Origin of the sequence: Acinetobacter sp. WCHAc010052 (assembly GCF_002165295.2) — a bacterium.
Classification (GTDB): domain Bacteria; phylum Pseudomonadota; class Gammaproteobacteria; order Pseudomonadales; family Moraxellaceae; genus Acinetobacter; species Acinetobacter chinensis.
Genome location: NZ_CP032143.1, coordinates 951,958 through 967,623, shown reverse-complemented (window position 1 = coordinate 967,623; position 15,666 = coordinate 951,958). Strand labels below are relative to the sequence as shown.

Below are 15,666 nucleotides of genomic sequence, written 5' to 3'. Positions count from 1 at the left end.
TAACATCTCAATATCACCAAATGAAATAATAACTTAGTATGTGAATAACTTTAAAACAGTCCGGGCTTACGATTAATCTTTAGTCGAATATATTTATTTCACAACCACTCATGATTATTTTTTAATCAACAAGTAAAGTTCAATCAGTCATTTTTTAATCAGTCAGTTCACATTAAAAATTATTATTAATGATAAAACTCCAGTATTTTCCGAGCCACACAAAATCACTCACCTGTCTCTAAGTTATGAATAATATATAAATTTAATTTCATTTTTCTGTCTTTTAGCTGCAAAGTTAATATAAAAGCCCCTGTTTAAAATTACTTACAATTAAAACGATACTTATATTTTTTTATGCACCTGTAACCCTATTTAACTTATTATAATGCGTCGGTGCTGTGATTTTATTCATTTTTTATGTGAATATTTTATGACAAAACTTCTTTTGATAGTGTCATTTTTATCCATAAGTATAATTGACAAAATTTCAGTACTCACTAATCTAGTAGCAAATTTTCGATCCGTCTGATTCGCGCATTAAAAGATTAGTACTACGAGTCAGATATACATTCACCGGGACAGGAGATCTATTGAATGTCTGAAGCAACTGGCAAGAAAGCCGTTTTACAGCTTGATGGCAAAGAAATTGAATTACCAATTTACAGCGGCACATTGGGCCCAGATGTAATCGACGTTAAAGATGTGTTGGCCGCAGGTCACTTCACTTTTGATCCTGGTTTTATGGCTACTGCTGCGTGCGAGTCTAAAATCACTTTCATCGATGGTGGTAAAGGTGTTCTTCTGCACCGTGGTTATCCAATTGACCAGCTTGCAACTAAAGCAGATTACCTTGAAACCTGCTACCTGTTGTTAAACGGTGAACTTCCTACTGCTGAACAGAAAGTAGAGTTTGACGCTAAAGTACGTAACCACACTATGGTTCACGATCAGGTCAGCCGTTTCTTCAATGGTTTCCGTCGTGATGCTCACCCAATGGCGATCATGGTTGGTGTTGTAGGCGCACTTTCTGCGTTCTATCACAACAACTTAGACATTGAAAATGTTGATCACCGCGAAATTACAGCAATTCGTCTGATTGCTAAAGTTCCTACGCTTGCTGCGTGGAGCTACAAGTACACTGTTGGTCAACCATTCATGTATCCGCGTAACGACTTAAGCTACGCTGAAAACTTCCTGTATATGATGTTTGCTACACCAGCAGACAAAGACTACAAAGTTGACCCAATTCTTGCTAAAGCAATGGACCGTATCTTTACGCTTCATGCTGACCACGAACAGAACGCGTCTACGTCTACAGTACGTTTAGCTGGTTCTACTGGCGCTAACCCTTATGCATGTATCGCAGCTGGTATCTCTGCACTTTGGGGCCCTGCTCATGGCGGCGCGAACGAAGCTGTTCTTAAGATGCTTGATGAAATCGGCACTGTAGAAAACGTTGCTGACTTCATGGAAAAAGTGAAGACTAAAGAAGTTAAACTGATGGGCTTCGGTCACCGTGTTTATAAAAACTTCGATCCACGTGCGAAAGTAATGAAAGAGACTTGCGACGAAGTGCTTAGCGCGCTTGGTATCAACGATCCACAACTTGCTCTTGCAATGGAACTTGAACGTATTGCACTTTCTGATGAATACTTCATCAAACGTAACTTATACCCTAACGTAGACTTCTACTCAGGTATCATCCTTAAAGCGATTGGTATCCCAACAGAAATGTTTACTGTAATCTTCGCTCTTGCACGTACAGTTGGCTGGATCAGCCACTGGTTAGAAATGCACAGCGGTCCTTACAAAATCGGTCGTCCACGTCAGCTTTACACTGGTGAAGTTCAGCGTGACATCCAGGGTCGTTAATTCCTCGGAATGATCTGATCTGAAAAGCCGCCCTTTTTGGGCGGTTTTTTTATTGCATTGACGGAACAGCATCTGATTTTATGCACGCAATCATTGATGAATCATCAAAGCTGCGACCATAAAAAAGCCCTGAATCATGTCAGGGCTTTAAACGATTGCGCTTTTTCAGTTATGAACCAATATTGTACTGGTTCAGATCCATCTCTTTCAGACGGTTTTTCAACTCAGTCAATGACCACGGCCAGGCTGCAAAGTTACGACCATTCTGATCCAGATAATAAGACTTACAGCCACCCGCATTAAATACGGTCGTTTTCAGGTGTTTCTGAACTTTCAGGTTGTGATAACGCACTACATCACGTTTAATTTCAAAACGGGTAAATTTCTGCGCTTTCATTTTCAGCAGACCATTGACGATATAATCAACCTGCGCTTCTGCAATTCCAATAAACGAGTCATATACAAGAATATTTGGACCCAGCACCAGGAATGCATTCGGTACATTTTCAATGCTTGCACCCAGGTATGCTTCAGGTGAACTGTCTTTCCAGCGGTCAGCCAGGACTTGACCATCTGCATCGTAAACACGTTTACCGATTGGTGGATGTGATACCTCAAAGCCCGTCCCAAGGATAATTACATCAACTTCATGACGCTCACCATTGGCAGCAATGACAGTATTACCATCAATCTCAACCAGACCATGTGGAATCAGACTGACATTGTCCTGCTGTAAAGCCGGATAATAGTTGTTTGCAAACAGCAGACGCTTACAGCCAATATCAAAATTCGGAGTTACATTTTTACGTAATTCATCATCGCTGATCTGAAGTTTCAGAAGCTGACGGCTCAGGAAATTTACCGGTTTCAGCACTTTTGGATGACGCAGACCAAAGTTAATGCCATTTAAAATCTGCACAATACTCTGACGCCATGTTTCCTGAATGACCGGGAATTTGCCAATCACGCTTTTTGCGGTCTCATTCAGATCCATATCTGCTTTTGGCAATACCCACGGCGCAGTCCGCTGGAACACCAGCAGCTGTTTTGCCAAAGGCTGTACCTGAGGAACAAACTGAATGGCAGAAGCCCCTGTACCTATCACAGCAATACGTTTACCACTCAGATCATAATCATGGTTCCAGCGGGCTGAATGGAACATTTCACCTTTAAAGGTTTCTATTCCTTTAATTTTTGGTGTGGATGGCTCGGTAATTGGCCCCGTTGTAAAGACAACTGTTTTCGCCTGATACGAACCTTTGGATGTTTCCAGAGTCCAGATATGTTTCGATTCATCCCATCGGGCACTGATCAGCTCGTTGTTCAGTTCAATTTTCCCGCCTAAATCAAACTTCTCCACGACTTCTTCAAGGTAGCTCAGAATTTCTGGCTGTTTGGCAAAAAGATGGCTCCATTTGTGGCTTGGAGAAAAGGAAAATGAATAAACAGCTGAAGGGACATCACAACCACAACCCGGATAGTTGTTATCACGCCATGTACCACCGACACGTGCGGCTTTTTCCAGTATGATATAGTCGTGATAACCCGCCTGGTTCATTTTATAAGCAGCAGCAATCCCTGAGATACCCGCGCCAACAACAATAGTGTCATAAAATGCACTGGAACCTGTTTAGCTTCAGTAGCAGTCTGCTTTGGCTCAACGGCTTTTTTAGCAGTGACTTCAGGTGCAGCATCCGCTTTTTTCTCTGGCTGTGCTTCCTGTTTCACTTCAGCTTTGACTGGTGCTTTTTTTGACTCTACAGGAGTTTTCTCAGCTTTTACCACTGGTTTTTCCTGAACAGGCTTTACTGCTTTTTCTTCAGCAGCAGGCTGAGTCACCTGTTTTACTTCTTCAAGTGTGGTCTGAGTGGATTTTTTTGTTGCCTTTTCTTCTTCTGGCAAAACGTCCAATGTGGTTTCAGTTGTCATCTTCTTAATCTCAATCCATATTTTATTTCATAAATTTATTAAAAACGGGATACCCGATACCCAGCATTTTGGTATACATCCCAGGTGAAGCACGTTTCATTAACCAGAACAGTTTGGCATCAGGCTGTGGAATGGTATAAAGCTTGCCAGCATCCAGATTATTCAGCGTTTTGATCACAACTTTTTCACTGGTCGTGAAAGCATGATTCATAAGTAAATCATCTGCGATGCCTGCATACTGACCCGGTAACCGACCATTTTTCATAATATTGGTTGGAACCAGTGTCGGGCACAGCACATTGACCCGGATTTTATCTTTACGCAGTTCAGCTGACAGCGTTTCAGACAGTGCAAGCACACTCGACTTGGTAACGTTATATGCTGTCATTTCAGGTGCAGCCGTATAACCTGCTGCTGAAGCAACATTGATAATCGCACCATAACCCTGTTTTTTAAACTTAGGCACGAAGTAATGACAACCGTGGATCACTCCCCACAGGTTGACATTCATACACCACTTCCAGTCATCCAGGGACACTTCATCAAACTTTCCACCCAGACCGACACCTGCGTTATTAATCACAAGTGTCACAGGATGCCCCATCAGCTGTTCAGCCTGTTCTGACAATGCCTCGACCTGCTCTTTGACACCTACATCACATTTCAGCGCATAAGCCTTTGCAGAAGTCTGAGACTCAATCAGCTGTACAGTTTCCTTCGCTGCATCCAGGTTAATGTCCGCACAGACGACTGTCCCACCCCGTTTTGCCAGCTCCATGGCAAAACTGCGACCAATTCCGCTTCCTGCACCTGTTACAACTGCATAAGCATTTTGCGACGGTTTAATTTTTTTTGTAAAAAGTCCCATTTACTACATCCATTTTATTAATTTTTTAAATACGTAAAGCAGGAATAAATTCCTTGGTCATATAAGGCGTCAACAAGCCCGTTTCAGGATGCAGCAGTTTTTCCTTATAGTATTCAAGAAAATCTGTTGTATCGTGGTCATTTGGATGGAAGTCAGGACGTAAATAATCAAAGATATGTTTAAAGCTACTGCCATAAACACCATCTTTCAGTCCAAAAATAAGTCTGAAGTTATACGGAGTTTCCTTCCAGTATTTCAGGCTGATCAGATTTTTCGGATTACGGTAAAACGGCACAATAAATGAAGCCGCAGAAATCAGAACCAGAATGGTGATCAATGCCGGGAAGAATCCTGCTATACGCAATGCATAGTTATTGGACAGATGCTGAAACACATCAAAGGCAATATCTTTATGTTCAGACTCTTCAAGCATGTGCCACATCCAGATGGCGCGCTGTTTTTCATCGGTTGAACGGAAGAATATTTCTTCGTGATTCATCATGTATTCTGCAAGTACCGCAGTAAAATGCTCAATCCCTGCCATCAGTGACAGTTTCATTGGCTGAGGCAGACGCTCAAACCCATATTTAAAAACATAACCCGCCAGAAAACGGAACAGCTCGACCGGCAGATCACGTTCTCTATAGGCATCATTCATTTCTTCATGCATTTTTGAATGAATGGCTTCCTGACCAATCAGGGACGTAACCCGCTGCTTTAACAGTGGATCATTAATAAAGTCACGATGATAACGCGCCGTATCAATCACCAGATCTTCACCGCGGGTTAAAAAAATGGACAAAGATGCAAAATAGGCACTTGCCAACTCAGCATTCATATAAAACTTTGGATCCAGTTTCTCTGGTTCAAAGTCAAATTTCATATGACGGATTGGAATAATAGGAGACTGCTTATCCAGACTGAATGGTGCTGCTGCAAAAACTTTTGCTGCTGCTTTTTTTAAAGGTTTGGCTAATAACATGGCGCATACTCTTCATTTAATTTATGGAAATCCGTTCCTGCAAAATGAGTCTCAGATCACCTTTTTTTGAGTAAAACTCTACTTTGATGAAATCAAATTAAAGGATGTTTTGTCCATTTCCATTAGCAATAAAAGCCATTCAACTTGCAATTTATGACATCCCAACATTCCTGTCGGACAATTTTTATGGCAATAAACCTCTATTAACAAGAAATGTCCCTTATGCACATATCTGTTGTTTTTATTCATTTAAAATTTCATTTTTATTGTGTATTTCTTTCCACAAACTACAGTGAAAATAAGTCAGTTTTATGAAGATTATCAGGCACAGTCTCATGCTCAAAGAGCAGTTGATATCAGAAACATCACCGAAGCGATCCTATAAAATCAGCACTGAACAACCAAAACAGAATGACATAAAAAAAGACCGAAGCATTTCTGCTTCAGTCCCACGTGACAACAGTCAAAACCCTAAGGTTCAGGAACGCAGTGCTGGAATAAATTCCTTAACAAAATATTCTGCCAGTAAACCATTTTCAGGATTCAGCAGCTTTTCTTTATAGTACTCCAGGTACTCTGTCGTATCATGATCGTTGGGATGAAAGTCAGGACGTAAATAGTCAAAAATATGCCCTAAAGAGCTGCCGAATACCCCATTTTTCAGACCAAACAGCAGATCCCAGCTGCCTTTAGCTTCTATCCAGAAATCTGAGCTCACTACATTTAATGGACGGCGCAGAAAAGGTAAAAACAGTGCCCCTGCCCCAACACCCAACCCCAAGGTCACCAGAGCAATAAAGAAGCCTGCGACACGCAGTGGATAGTTGGCTGACAGCACCTGATAGGTATCATAAGCAATATCTTTATGCTCAGATTCTTCCAGCATATGCCATAACCACAGCGCACGGGTTTTATCATCAAGTGAATGATTGAATATATCTTCATGCGTCATTGCATATTCAGCAAACACAGCAGTGAAATGTTCAATTCCTGCCATCATGGATAATTTAAGCGGCTGTGGAAATTTTAAAAATGTCCGGTTGAACACCTGCTCAGCCAGAAAACGGTACAGGCGCACAGGGATATTGTTGGGAATCATAATCTCGTTATATTCATTATGAATCTTTGAGTGAATCGCCTCCTGACCAATCAGACTCGTCAGCCGCTGTTTCAGAACAGGGTCCTGGATCTGATCACGGTGATGCCGTGCAGTTTCAATCACCAGATCTTCGCCATACGTCAAAAAAATGGATAAAGCCGCAAAATATGCAGTCGCCCATTCTTTCTGCATGAAAAATTTCACATCCAGTTCTCTGGGCGTAAAATTAAATTTAAAATGACGGATAGGTACAACAGGTGTCTGTTTTTCCAGATCAACAGATACACCCGCATGAACAACTCTGGATATAAGCGATTTAATCGGCTTTGCTAACAACATGTCTGCATACTCATTTTTTAAATCATGGTTCAGACCTGAATAAATCAAAATAAATAATGAAAATTAACTGATTCATTGAAGTCAAATTTATTAGAAAAATTACACTATTCGCCGATCAGCTCAGTTAGCAAAACTGATCATTTCACTGGCATCTTGTGCCTTTACACGGGTATTTTGAGCTGTTATTCCCTGAACTTTCTTCTATTGATACATTCTGTCCTTAAATGACTTTTTAAGATTTTTTTATGAAATTCAATACATTTATCCAACCGATAAATACAGCTCCAAAAAATGAACTGGAAACAGACTCCATAAAACTGAAAGTGCTAAAATACCCAGCGTGCAGAATCAGTTTTTGAATGGTGAATTGCTGAATGTTAAAAATTTATAGCTTGCTGTTCAGGCTGCTCAAAGTGGAACAGTTCAAGGTTCGTCATCTCACACAAGGTGAAATTGAGATCAGTCAGCAGGTTTTTGGCAATCTGATTGATTATGCTCAGGTCAGAGTCATGAATCACCCTTATTTACCCTGGCAACCTGTCGGTATATTTATGGCTCCAGATGGGTATATTCACTTAAAAGATGCTGATTTCTGTGAGGATTTTTCCTGCTTAAGCCTGGGCTATCAAGCAGTGTTCATTCATGAAATGGCACATGTCTATCAGTATCAGCGTCAGATCAATGTGCTGCTTAAGGGTGCTGTTTTACAGTCTGCACTCTACCTCAGTTTAGGCAAATACAATCCTTATCACTACACCCTGAAAAAAGGGAAAGATTATTTTGACTACAACATTGAACAACAGGGCGATATTGCGAAAGATATTTATTTAAAACGGATTGAAAATATTATTCTGAATAAAGATATATCACCCCATTCATCATGAAATAATCCAACCTTAAAAACACAAAATGTGACTTGATTCACACAAATATCTCAAAGCTTTTCTTTTCTGATACATAAGCAAAAATTATTGAAAAATCACAAGTTTCCATCAAAAAAATCACCAGATTCATGAGAGCTTTGACGCTATCAGGAATAAACTTGATGAACCACTGGATTATCATGTTTTTTTAGTTAAAATACTCATTGTCTGAAATTTTTGCCTTGCAAGAAAATAGAGATTTTCTCATCATTCTTTGATGATTTTATAGATTCGCCTTTTGGCAATATATGTGCTGTCTGTATATGCTTTTGTTGGATAACTATATTACATAAATCAACAGATTGTATATAAACTAACCTAATGGAACAGGATCCTGTTTAAATGAAAAGTTTTAAAATTGCTCTCTCGCAATTCTCTCCATACACTGGTGATATCGATGCTAATGTTCAGAAAATGATTGGACTGGCTAATGATGCAAAAAAACAGAATGCTGATCTGATTATTTTTCCTGAGCTGTCCACGGTAGGTTATCCAGCAGAAGATCTGCTGCTGCGCCCAAGTCTGGCTCAACGTACGCAACTGGCTTTTGATCAGCTGAAAACGGTAAAAGACATTGTCATGGTGTTCGGTTTTGTCAATCAGACTGAAGATGGTCAGCGTTACAATGCTGCAGCCGTGATGAAAGATGGACAGATCCTGGGTGTGTATAACAAACAGAATCTTCCAAACTATGGCGTATTTGATGAAAAACGCTATTTTTCAGAAGGTCATCAGCACCTGGTTTTTGAATACCTGGGACATAAATTTGGTGTCCTCATCTGTGAAGATGTCTGGTCCTTAAAAACAGTTCAGCAACTTGCACAACTGAATGTTGAAACTGCACTGGTTCTGAATGCATCACCTTATGAAGTCGGCAAACCTCAGCACCGCATTGACACGATGTCAGCACTGGCAAAAGAGCTGAACATCAATGTCGTCTACACCAACCAGGTGGGTGGACAGGATGACCTAGTATTTGATGGTACAAGCTTTGTAATCAATCAGAACGGTCAGGTGGCTGTACAGGCACCCTGCTTTGCTGAAAATCTGTATTTCGCTGAATATGATGCTGAACAGAAAGCATATAAAACCGGTGAAATCACTGCTGTACCAGGCACCATGGCAGAAATTTATCAGAGCCTGGTACTGGCAACCCGTGACTATGTTCAGCGCTCTGGATTCCCAGGCGTGATATTAGGTCTGTCTGGTGGTATTGACTCAGCTCTGACACTGGCAATTGCAGTGGATGCCATTGGGGCAGATAAAGTTCAGGCCGTCATGATGCCATATACCTATACCGCTCAGATCAGCGTTGAAGATGCTGCTGAACAGGCAAAAAGCTTAGGCATCACTTTCGGTATTGCCGAAATTAATCCTGTGGTCAACAGCTTCATGCAGACGCTTTATCCATTTTTTGGAAACAGCCCTGCGGACGCAACAGAAGAAAATCTGCAGGCGCGTACCCGTGGCACACTGCTGATGGGTTTATCCAATAAATTTGGCAACCTGGTTCTGTCCACAGGAAATAAATCAGAACTGTCCGTCGGTTACTGCACGCTCTATGGCGATATGGTCGGTGGCTTTGCGGTACTGAAAGATGTCTACAAAACCATTGTGTTTGAACTGGCTAAATACCGTAACAGCATTTCAGAAACTCCTGTAATTCCTGAGCGTGTTATTACCCGTCCACCTTCTGCTGAGCTTCGCCCAGATCAGAAAGATCAGGACTCATTACCGCCTTATGACGTACTCGATGCCATTCTTTATGCTTATATCGAAGAAGATCAGAGCCAGAATGACATTATTGCCAAAGGTTTTGAACGTGAGATTGTTGAGAAAGTCATTAAACTCGTTGACCGTAACGAATATAAACGCCGTCAGGGAGCAATTGGTCCACGTATCACTTCCCGTGCATTCAGCCGTGAACGTCGTTATCCAATCGTAAATGGATGGAAACCAGGTGTCTGAGGCCCAGGGCTTCGCTCAGAAACTTGCTCAGGCACTTTTGCTTGAGCAGGTTCGTTTCAGCCGTGAAAAACTGCTGAATTCGAATGATCCTGCATATATTCATCAGTTTATAAAGCAGATCTATACACATTCAGATCAGATACAGCTGAATCAGATCATTCAGGTTGAAACCCTGCATCAGGTTGTTCAAAAATATGCTTTTGAACTGAATCTGGGTGCAGATATTCTTGAATTCATCGGTGCAGTAGCACAGAAAATTCACCATTACGCCAGCAACAGCCCCAAAGAATTCAATGACTTTCTTTCTGATGAAGTCTTTGAACTGTGGATGCATAAAATCCTGGAATTACACCAGGTACGCCACTATATTCAGGAAAACTTACAGACCAATCCTCAGGTACAACAGGTCAGCCTGCAACTCGCCAATCAGATTCTGGAAAGTAATACCCCCTGGCTGGATTATTTACGCAAACTGAATATCAAAGAAAAAGGACTGGGTTCCAAAGTCATCAGTTTTATTCAGGACCAGCAGCAGCAGTTTGAAATTAAACTCGAACAGCAACTGGCGCATACCCTGGTGAAACAACTTGGGAAAATCATTCTGCTCCCTGAAGAAGAACTGGCAGACATTACACTGCATATCTGGTCGGATATCAAAAAGCGCACGCTGAAGGAAACATTTTTTCAGTTTCAGCCCATCGACTTTGAAGAGTTTTTCATTCTGGTCTATGAAACATGGAAAGAATTACGTGAAACGGAATACATGCAGCAGTTAATTCTGAACATTGTCGATGCGTTTTATGAATATTTTGGAGAATATACGCTACAGGAAATGCTGCATGCCGTCGGTCTGACACTGGATGATCTGTATGCTGAGGCAGAGCGTTTTTTACCGCACAGCTTAAAAGCACTGCATGACAAAAACCTGCTGGACGGTATTATTCAGACGCTGATTCAGCCTTTTTATATGAATGAGCAGACACATAAATTCATTGAAAGATTTATGGCTGAAAACTCAAAATAAACGCCTGATTTTTTTTATATTTATATTAAGCACAAAAAAAGAGACCAAGCTGAGAGCTTGGTCTTTTAAAATGGTGGCTATGACGGGACTTGAACCTGTGACCCCCGCATTATGAGTGCGGTGCTCTAACCAACTGAGCTACATAGCCATAAACTGTGTGCGCATTATCTTAAGTTACAGCACTATCGTCAAGCCAGTTTTTACTTCAATGCTCAGACTTTAAACAAAAACCATTCTTTTGATGAAAAATAAAACACATTTCATTAATTTTATTAGGCAATATAAACATTTAGCCTGAGGGGTCTGTATGAAACTTAAATTTCTGTCTTTGCTGTTTATGTTGCCACTGGTGACAGCCTGCCAGCTCATCAGCCCAGTATTTGTTGACTATAACGGTGTCCGTATGGATGTTGCCCGATGGATCAATACACAGCCCCTGCTGAGTATGCAACAGAAAAGGAGCCTGGTTCAGCTCAGTAAGGCGCAACAGCGACTTTACCGTATAAGCGAGGCATCTGAAAGCGTACAGCAGGAAATCGCCATACAGAATGCTGTCGCACTGCAATGCGCACGTCGGAACGTATCAGAGCGGAAAATCAGACAACTGCAGGATCAGGTGCTGGATGAAAACAGACAGCAATACCTGAAAGTACTGAATCAGCAACTGGATGGATTAAAACTCGACCCGACTACAGTTCATTGTGAATAATTTTTATTCTGTCCATCTGATCAGACCGTAAATGCCATCCATTACAGTATTCATCAACAGGTATAGCCCAATAAGTGATAATCACCGTTAGAAAATAAACAAGGGAAAAGATCGTGTCTAAAATACAGACTCAAAGTTGTGTTCGATGAGCCTGTCCTCCATCATAAATAACATGGATTTTACAAATGTATGCATATTGAGCTGATCACAACAGACAGAGCTGTACGCATACTCAATATTTTTAAACCCCTGAAAATCACTTTCAGTGATGATTACCATGAAGACTCACAGTTCGACTCAACCCTGATTTTGAATGGCTATAACAATTTACTGAAGCTGAAAAATATGAAGAACGAAGACATTCACTTTAAAGCGCTTTGCGATAATTCAGTGTAGAATAACTTATAAAAAGTAAGTACAAAAAAAGTCGAAAACTTACAATAAATCAGATAATTAAAGAGAAACTGAATTTAAAGATAAAAAAAGACCACGTTTAGGAACGTGGTCTATAAAAATGGTGGCTATGACGGGACTTGAACCTGTGACCCCCGCATTATGAGTGCGGTGCTCTAACCAACTGAGCTACATAGCCAAAAACTGTGGGCGCATTATCTGCTGATATTAAATCAACGTCAAGCATTATCACGCAGTATTTGTATAAAATTTAGTGAAGTGAACCGATAAGCCGGGTTCTGTCGAGAACGATCATTCCTCTAGGCGTACAATCACTCATACGCTCAAGCAACCTACCCGGATCCAGCATGGGCCATGCCTATAGGATCCCTATTTGGTCTTGCTTCCGGTGGGGTTTACCATGCCATGAACTGTTACCAGCCATGCGGTGCGCTCTTACCGCACCCTTTCACCCTTACCTCCCATTTCTCCGAAAAGAAACGATATGAAGGCGGTCTACTCTCTGCTGCACTTTCCGTCGGCTCACGCCGCCCAGGCGTTACCTGGCACCTTGCCCTATGAAGCCCGGACTTTCCTCCCCTGCTTCAATCACGGAGATTTCCACAGCAGCGATCGTCTGGCTCACTTCGGGGCGTATCCTAACAAATTTTCCAGCTAATTGCTTGCGCTTTTTTGAGCAATCAGTCTTTTGTACTTTTCCATCAGGTCATCCTGGCTTTCCACATGATCAGGATCAAGCGGAATACAATCGACTGGACAGAAAATCTGGCACTGGGGTTTATCATGATGTCCAACACATTCTGTACATAAGTCAGGATGGATCTCATAGATCACATCCCCCATAAAAATGGCCTCATTGGGACATACAGGTTCACAGACATCACAATTGATACATTCATCAGTTATATATAAAGACACTCTACCAACCTTGTTGATGCTTACGCTTAAAGGCTTCGACCACCCCCGGTGGTACAAATTTAGCAACATTACCGTTTAAGCGTGCAATTTCCCTGACCATTGTAGAGGAAATAAAGGAAAACTGCTCAGATGGTGTCAAAAACACTGTTTCAAAATGATGATCCAGCTGTCGGTTCATGTTCGCAAGCTGAAACTCATATTCAAAGTCAGAAACAGCCCGCAGACCACGTAATACTGCTGTTGCATTCTGTTCACGGAAAAAATTGACCAGCAGTCCATCAAAACCGACAAATTCAACATTGGGTAAATGGATGAGGGATTCTTTCGCGAGACTCACCCGTTCTTCCAGACTGAATACAGGATTTTTATGATGACCAATCGCAATAGCCACAACCACTTCATCAAACATTTTTGAAGCACGTGCCACCAGATCTACGTGTCCATTGGTAATCGGGTCAAAAGTTCCCGGATATATCACACGAGTTTTAGACATCCATTTGTACTCAGATTTATTTTGTCAGCGCTCATTTTAACAAAAACTTGTTTTTTTGGTGAATAAACTCCATAAATTTGAAAAATCTTCACTATTAAGCCTTTATATCTGATTTACAGTGCGCTCAGACACAGCCTGTACATTTTTAGAGCAACATCCTGATAATTGAATTGTCAGTATGAGCTGTCTGAGGCACAATAGTCTCAATACTGGAATTGATTGATTATGGCGAAAGCAACTGTAGTTAAAAAAAATAATGGCGGCACGATCGCACTGAACAAACGTGCTCGTCATGATTATTTTATCGAAGAAAAATTTGAAGCCGGACTGTCTTTGCAGGGCTGGGAAGTCAAGTCCCTGCGTGCAGGACGCATGACACTGGTTGAAAGCTATATTCTGTTAAAAAATGGTGAAGCTTTCCTGTTTGGTGCTCAGATTCAGCCTTTACTGTCTGCATCCACACACATTGTGCCAGAGGCAACCCGAACCCGTAAATTACTGCTGAACCGCAGAGAAATTGAAAAACTGATGGGTGCAGTCAACCAGAAAGGTTATTCCTGTGTGCCACTGGCATGTTACTGGAAAGGTCCTTTGGTTAAACTTGAAATTGCCTTAGTGAAAGGGAAACAGCTGCATGACAAACGTGCGACTGAAAAAGACCGTGACTGGCAACGTGATAAAGCGCGTATTTTTCACAAATAAAATCATTAAAAAAACCTCCTTTTCAGGAGGTTTTTTTAATTCAGACTTCAGCTCAGCAGAATTTCATTTCACCATAACAGTTACGATATGCCGGTGCTAACAGCGTAATATTTCCTTCCCTTGCATTAGGTGTTGCAGCAATATTCTGTACAAGATTACTGACCTTATCTTCAATATTTAATGTAAATGCATCCTGTAAATACATACTCCAGCCTCTTGATACCGCTTCAGCATAGCCTGGATATTTGATCAGTTCTTTTGATAAAGCAATACCAAAAGTATCTGAATCGACATCAATCTGATGTACGTTCGTAAGGTTATATTTAAGCTGGTAGTTATTAAGTTGATCAGCAGTGGTATGTAAACCCGAAGCCAACTCACCTTTAATATAATTACCAATACCCGTTTTTAATAATGGTAACAATGTATTCGCCACTCCTGGACTGATTACACCTGTACACTCATTAAACCACCCTCTACCGCAAATCTGATTAACAGTAACCCCGTTAACAATTTTATCAACAACGCTACCTAACTGAAGCCCCTGAATTGTTGCTTGAGTAACCCTGTTCCCAACCACTGAAACTTTCAAATCCTTTTCACTGATCGTGCCATAATCCATTGTCAGGTCTCTGTAATTTATTTTAATACCTAATACATTTAATATTTCTGAATTCTGAAGCCCAAGAAATGCTGAAGCATTGCCAAAGTGTGCATTTTCCTTACTTACTGGAGATACGTTTTTCTCTCCTAACATTGTCAGATTGGCTTTCCCCGTAAAATATCCACTGAAACTATTTAAAGCCCCAAATGACATTGGACCCTCAGCATGTTCCGCACCAATTCTTACGCCAACAACTTCACGTTTAGCGGCGCTATCAGAATTTCTTATAGCAAACTGAAAAAAAGGGTTTGTAAGCACAAAATTTTTCAATGCTGTCTGATTAGAAATACTGTTATTGGCATCCAGACCATTCGCCTGATTCTGTAATGTTGCCGGTAAACTTATACAGTTACCTGAAGCACCAGTAATACAGCCAAAAGAGACTTGACTGATATCAATATCACACGCACCAGCACCATTCATCCCACCACAACCCAATTGCAGAGATTTAGCATTCAGATTCAGATCAACTGAAGCCTCAAAAGCGAGCTTATAAAAATTAATTCCCTGAGCGTTATCTTTAATATTGTTCAAGGAGAACAAAGCCTGACCTTGAACCTGTGACAACTGCTGATCACTTAACTCTATCATTGTATTTGCTGGGTCTGTATAAGTCTGACTCATCAATTCAGCACTGTTCATTTCTGACAGCTCTGTATCATTTAACCTGACCACCCCTTCACTGGCATACACGTGTGCATAAGACATACAGGCTAAGCCCAATGTCATGATTACTTTTTTCATTGTTTATCCCCAACTCAA

Annotated in this window: 13 protein-coding genes, 2 tRNA genes, 1 other RNA gene and 1 pseudogene; 7 read left to right on the top strand and 10 right to left on the bottom strand. The window is 41.0% G+C overall.

Going from position 1 to position 15,666, the window contains the following annotated elements:
* Nucleotides 1-594 precede the first annotated feature (594 nt).
* On the top strand, nt 595-1,872 hold the full coding sequence (gltA, locus tag CDG61_RS05125) for a citrate synthase (protein ID WP_087513468.1): 1,278 nt from the start codon (nt 595-597) through the stop codon (nt 1,870-1,872).
* A gap of 169 nt (nt 1,873-2,041) precedes the next feature.
* Here the strand turns inward: gltA and CDG61_RS05120 are convergent.
* The 4 genes and pseudogenes from CDG61_RS05120 to CDG61_RS05105 all read right to left on the bottom strand — a co-directional run bounded on the left by CDG61_RS05120 (nt 2,042) and on the right by CDG61_RS05105 (nt 7,089).
* Nucleotides 2,042-3,600 (bottom strand): annotated as a pseudogene (locus CDG61_RS05120) (flavin-containing monooxygenase).
* Between the two features lie 223 nt (nt 3,601-3,823).
* Nucleotides 3,824-4,669: an SDR family NAD(P)-dependent oxidoreductase gene (locus CDG61_RS05115; RefSeq protein WP_087551169.1), complete on the bottom strand. Its 846-nt coding sequence runs from the start codon at nt 4,667-4,669 to the stop codon at nt 3,824-3,826.
* A 25-nt stretch (nt 4,670-4,694) separates the two neighbouring features.
* Nucleotides 4,695-5,651: a metal-dependent hydrolase gene (locus tag CDG61_RS05110; RefSeq protein WP_087551170.1), complete on the bottom strand. Its 957-nt coding sequence runs from the start codon at nt 5,649-5,651 to the stop codon at nt 4,695-4,697.
* 478 nt (nt 5,652-6,129) lie between these two features.
* Nucleotides 6,130-7,089, bottom strand: a complete 960-nt coding sequence (locus CDG61_RS05105; protein ID WP_087551233.1) for a metal-dependent hydrolase — start codon at nt 7,087-7,089, stop codon at nt 6,130-6,132.
* Between the two features lie 374 nt (nt 7,090-7,463).
* Between CDG61_RS05105 and CDG61_RS05100 the strand changes: the two genes are divergently transcribed.
* The 3 genes from CDG61_RS05100 to CDG61_RS05090 all read left to right on the top strand — a co-directional run bounded on the left by CDG61_RS05100 (nt 7,464) and on the right by CDG61_RS05090 (nt 11,004).
* Nucleotides 7,464-7,973, top strand: a complete 510-nt coding sequence (locus CDG61_RS05100; protein WP_087551171.1) for a hypothetical protein — start codon at nt 7,464-7,466, stop codon at nt 7,971-7,973.
* Between the two features lie 381 nt (nt 7,974-8,354).
* On the top strand, nt 8,355-9,980 hold the full coding sequence (locus tag CDG61_RS05095) for an NAD+ synthase (protein ID WP_087551172.1): 1,626 nt from the start codon (nt 8,355-8,357) through the stop codon (nt 9,978-9,980).
* Complete coding sequence (locus CDG61_RS05090; RefSeq protein WP_228199615.1) at nt 9,973-11,004, top strand: hypothetical protein; 1,032 nt, start codon at nt 9,973-9,975, stop codon at nt 11,002-11,004. Before CDG61_RS05095 ends, CDG61_RS05090 begins: the two co-directional genes overlap by 8 nt.
* A gap of 71 nt (nt 11,005-11,075) precedes the next feature.
* Here the strand turns inward: CDG61_RS05090 and CDG61_RS05085 are convergent.
* Nucleotides 11,076-11,152: transfer RNA gene (locus CDG61_RS05085), tRNA-Met, on the bottom strand.
* A 159-nt stretch (nt 11,153-11,311) separates the two neighbouring features.
* Between CDG61_RS05085 and CDG61_RS05080 the strand changes: the two genes are divergently transcribed.
* Entirely contained in the window at nt 11,312-11,713 is a 402-nt protein-coding gene (locus CDG61_RS05080) for a hypothetical protein (protein ID WP_087551174.1), read from the top strand.
* 189 nt (nt 11,714-11,902) lie between these two features.
* Nucleotides 11,903-12,109 carry a hypothetical protein gene (locus tag CDG61_RS05075; protein WP_087551175.1) on the top strand — a complete coding sequence of 69 codons (207 nt, stop codon included), beginning with the start codon at nt 11,903-11,905 and terminating at the stop codon, nt 12,107-12,109.
* 119 nt (nt 12,110-12,228) lie between these two features.
* On the opposite strand, the gene CDG61_RS05070 is transcribed toward CDG61_RS05075, so the two are convergent.
* The 4 genes from CDG61_RS05070 to coaD form a co-directional block, all read right to left on the bottom strand.
* Nucleotides 12,229-12,305, bottom strand: a tRNA-Met gene (locus tag CDG61_RS05070).
* 73 nt (nt 12,306-12,378) lie between these two features.
* Nucleotides 12,379-12,755, bottom strand: an RNA gene (gene rnpB, locus CDG61_RS05065) — RNase P RNA component class A.
* 26 nt (nt 12,756-12,781) lie between these two features.
* Nucleotides 12,782-13,045 (bottom strand): YfhL family 4Fe-4S dicluster ferredoxin, encoded by a 264-nt coding sequence (locus CDG61_RS05060; RefSeq protein WP_087513476.1) that lies wholly within the window; start codon nt 13,043-13,045, stop codon nt 12,782-12,784.
* Between the two features lies 1 nt (nt 13,046).
* On the bottom strand, nt 13,047-13,538 hold the full coding sequence (gene coaD / locus CDG61_RS05055) for a pantetheine-phosphate adenylyltransferase (protein WP_087513477.1): 492 nt from the start codon (nt 13,536-13,538) through the stop codon (nt 13,047-13,049).
* Nucleotides 13,539-13,763: 225 nt separating this feature from the next.
* On the opposite strand from coaD, the gene smpB reads away from it, so the two are divergent.
* On the top strand, nt 13,764-14,240 hold the full coding sequence (gene smpB / locus CDG61_RS05050; protein ID WP_087513478.1) for an SsrA-binding protein SmpB: 477 nt from the start codon (nt 13,764-13,766) through the stop codon (nt 14,238-14,240).
* A 52-nt stretch (nt 14,241-14,292) separates the two neighbouring features.
* Here smpB and CDG61_RS05045 read toward each other — a convergent pair whose 3' ends face one another.
* The gene (locus CDG61_RS05045) at nt 14,293-15,546 is read right to left on the bottom strand and encodes a hypothetical protein (protein ID WP_205671799.1); all 1,254 of its coding nucleotides are present in this window, start codon (nt 15,544-15,546) and stop codon (nt 14,293-14,295) included.
* Between the last annotated feature and the right edge of the window lie 120 nt (nt 15,547-15,666).

Coding starts and splice junctions, on each gene's coding strand:
- gltA (WP_087513468.1), top strand. CDS start 595: ATGTCTGAAGCAACTGGCAAGAAAGCCGTTTTACAGCTTGATGGCAAA.
- CDG61_RS05115 (WP_087551169.1), bottom strand. CDS start 4,669: ATGGGACTTTTTACAAAAAAAATTAAACCGTCGCAAAATGCTTATGCA.
- CDG61_RS05110 (WP_087551170.1), bottom strand. CDS start 5,651: ATGTTATTAGCCAAACCTTTAAAAAAAGCAGCAGCAAAAGTTTTTGCA.
- CDG61_RS05105 (WP_087551233.1), bottom strand. CDS start 7,089: ATGTTGTTAGCAAAGCCGATTAAATCGCTTATATCCAGAGTTGTTCAT.
- CDG61_RS05100 (WP_087551171.1), top strand. CDS start 7,464: ATGTTAAAAATTTATAGCTTGCTGTTCAGGCTGCTCAAAGTGGAACAG.
- CDG61_RS05095 (WP_087551172.1), top strand. CDS start 8,355: ATGAAAAGTTTTAAAATTGCTCTCTCGCAATTCTCTCCATACACTGGT.
- CDG61_RS05080 (WP_087551174.1), top strand. CDS start 11,312: ATGAAACTTAAATTTCTGTCTTTGCTGTTTATGTTGCCACTGGTGACA.
- CDG61_RS05075 (WP_087551175.1), top strand. CDS start 11,903: ATGCATATTGAGCTGATCACAACAGACAGAGCTGTACGCATACTCAAT.
- coaD (WP_087513477.1), bottom strand. CDS start 13,538: ATGTCTAAAACTCGTGTGATATATCCGGGAACTTTTGACCCGATTACC.
- smpB (WP_087513478.1), top strand. CDS start 13,764: ATGGCGAAAGCAACTGTAGTTAAAAAAAATAATGGCGGCACGATCGCA.
- CDG61_RS05045 (WP_205671799.1), bottom strand. CDS start 15,546: ATGAACAGTGCTGAATTGATGAGTCAGACTTATACAGACCCAGCAAAT.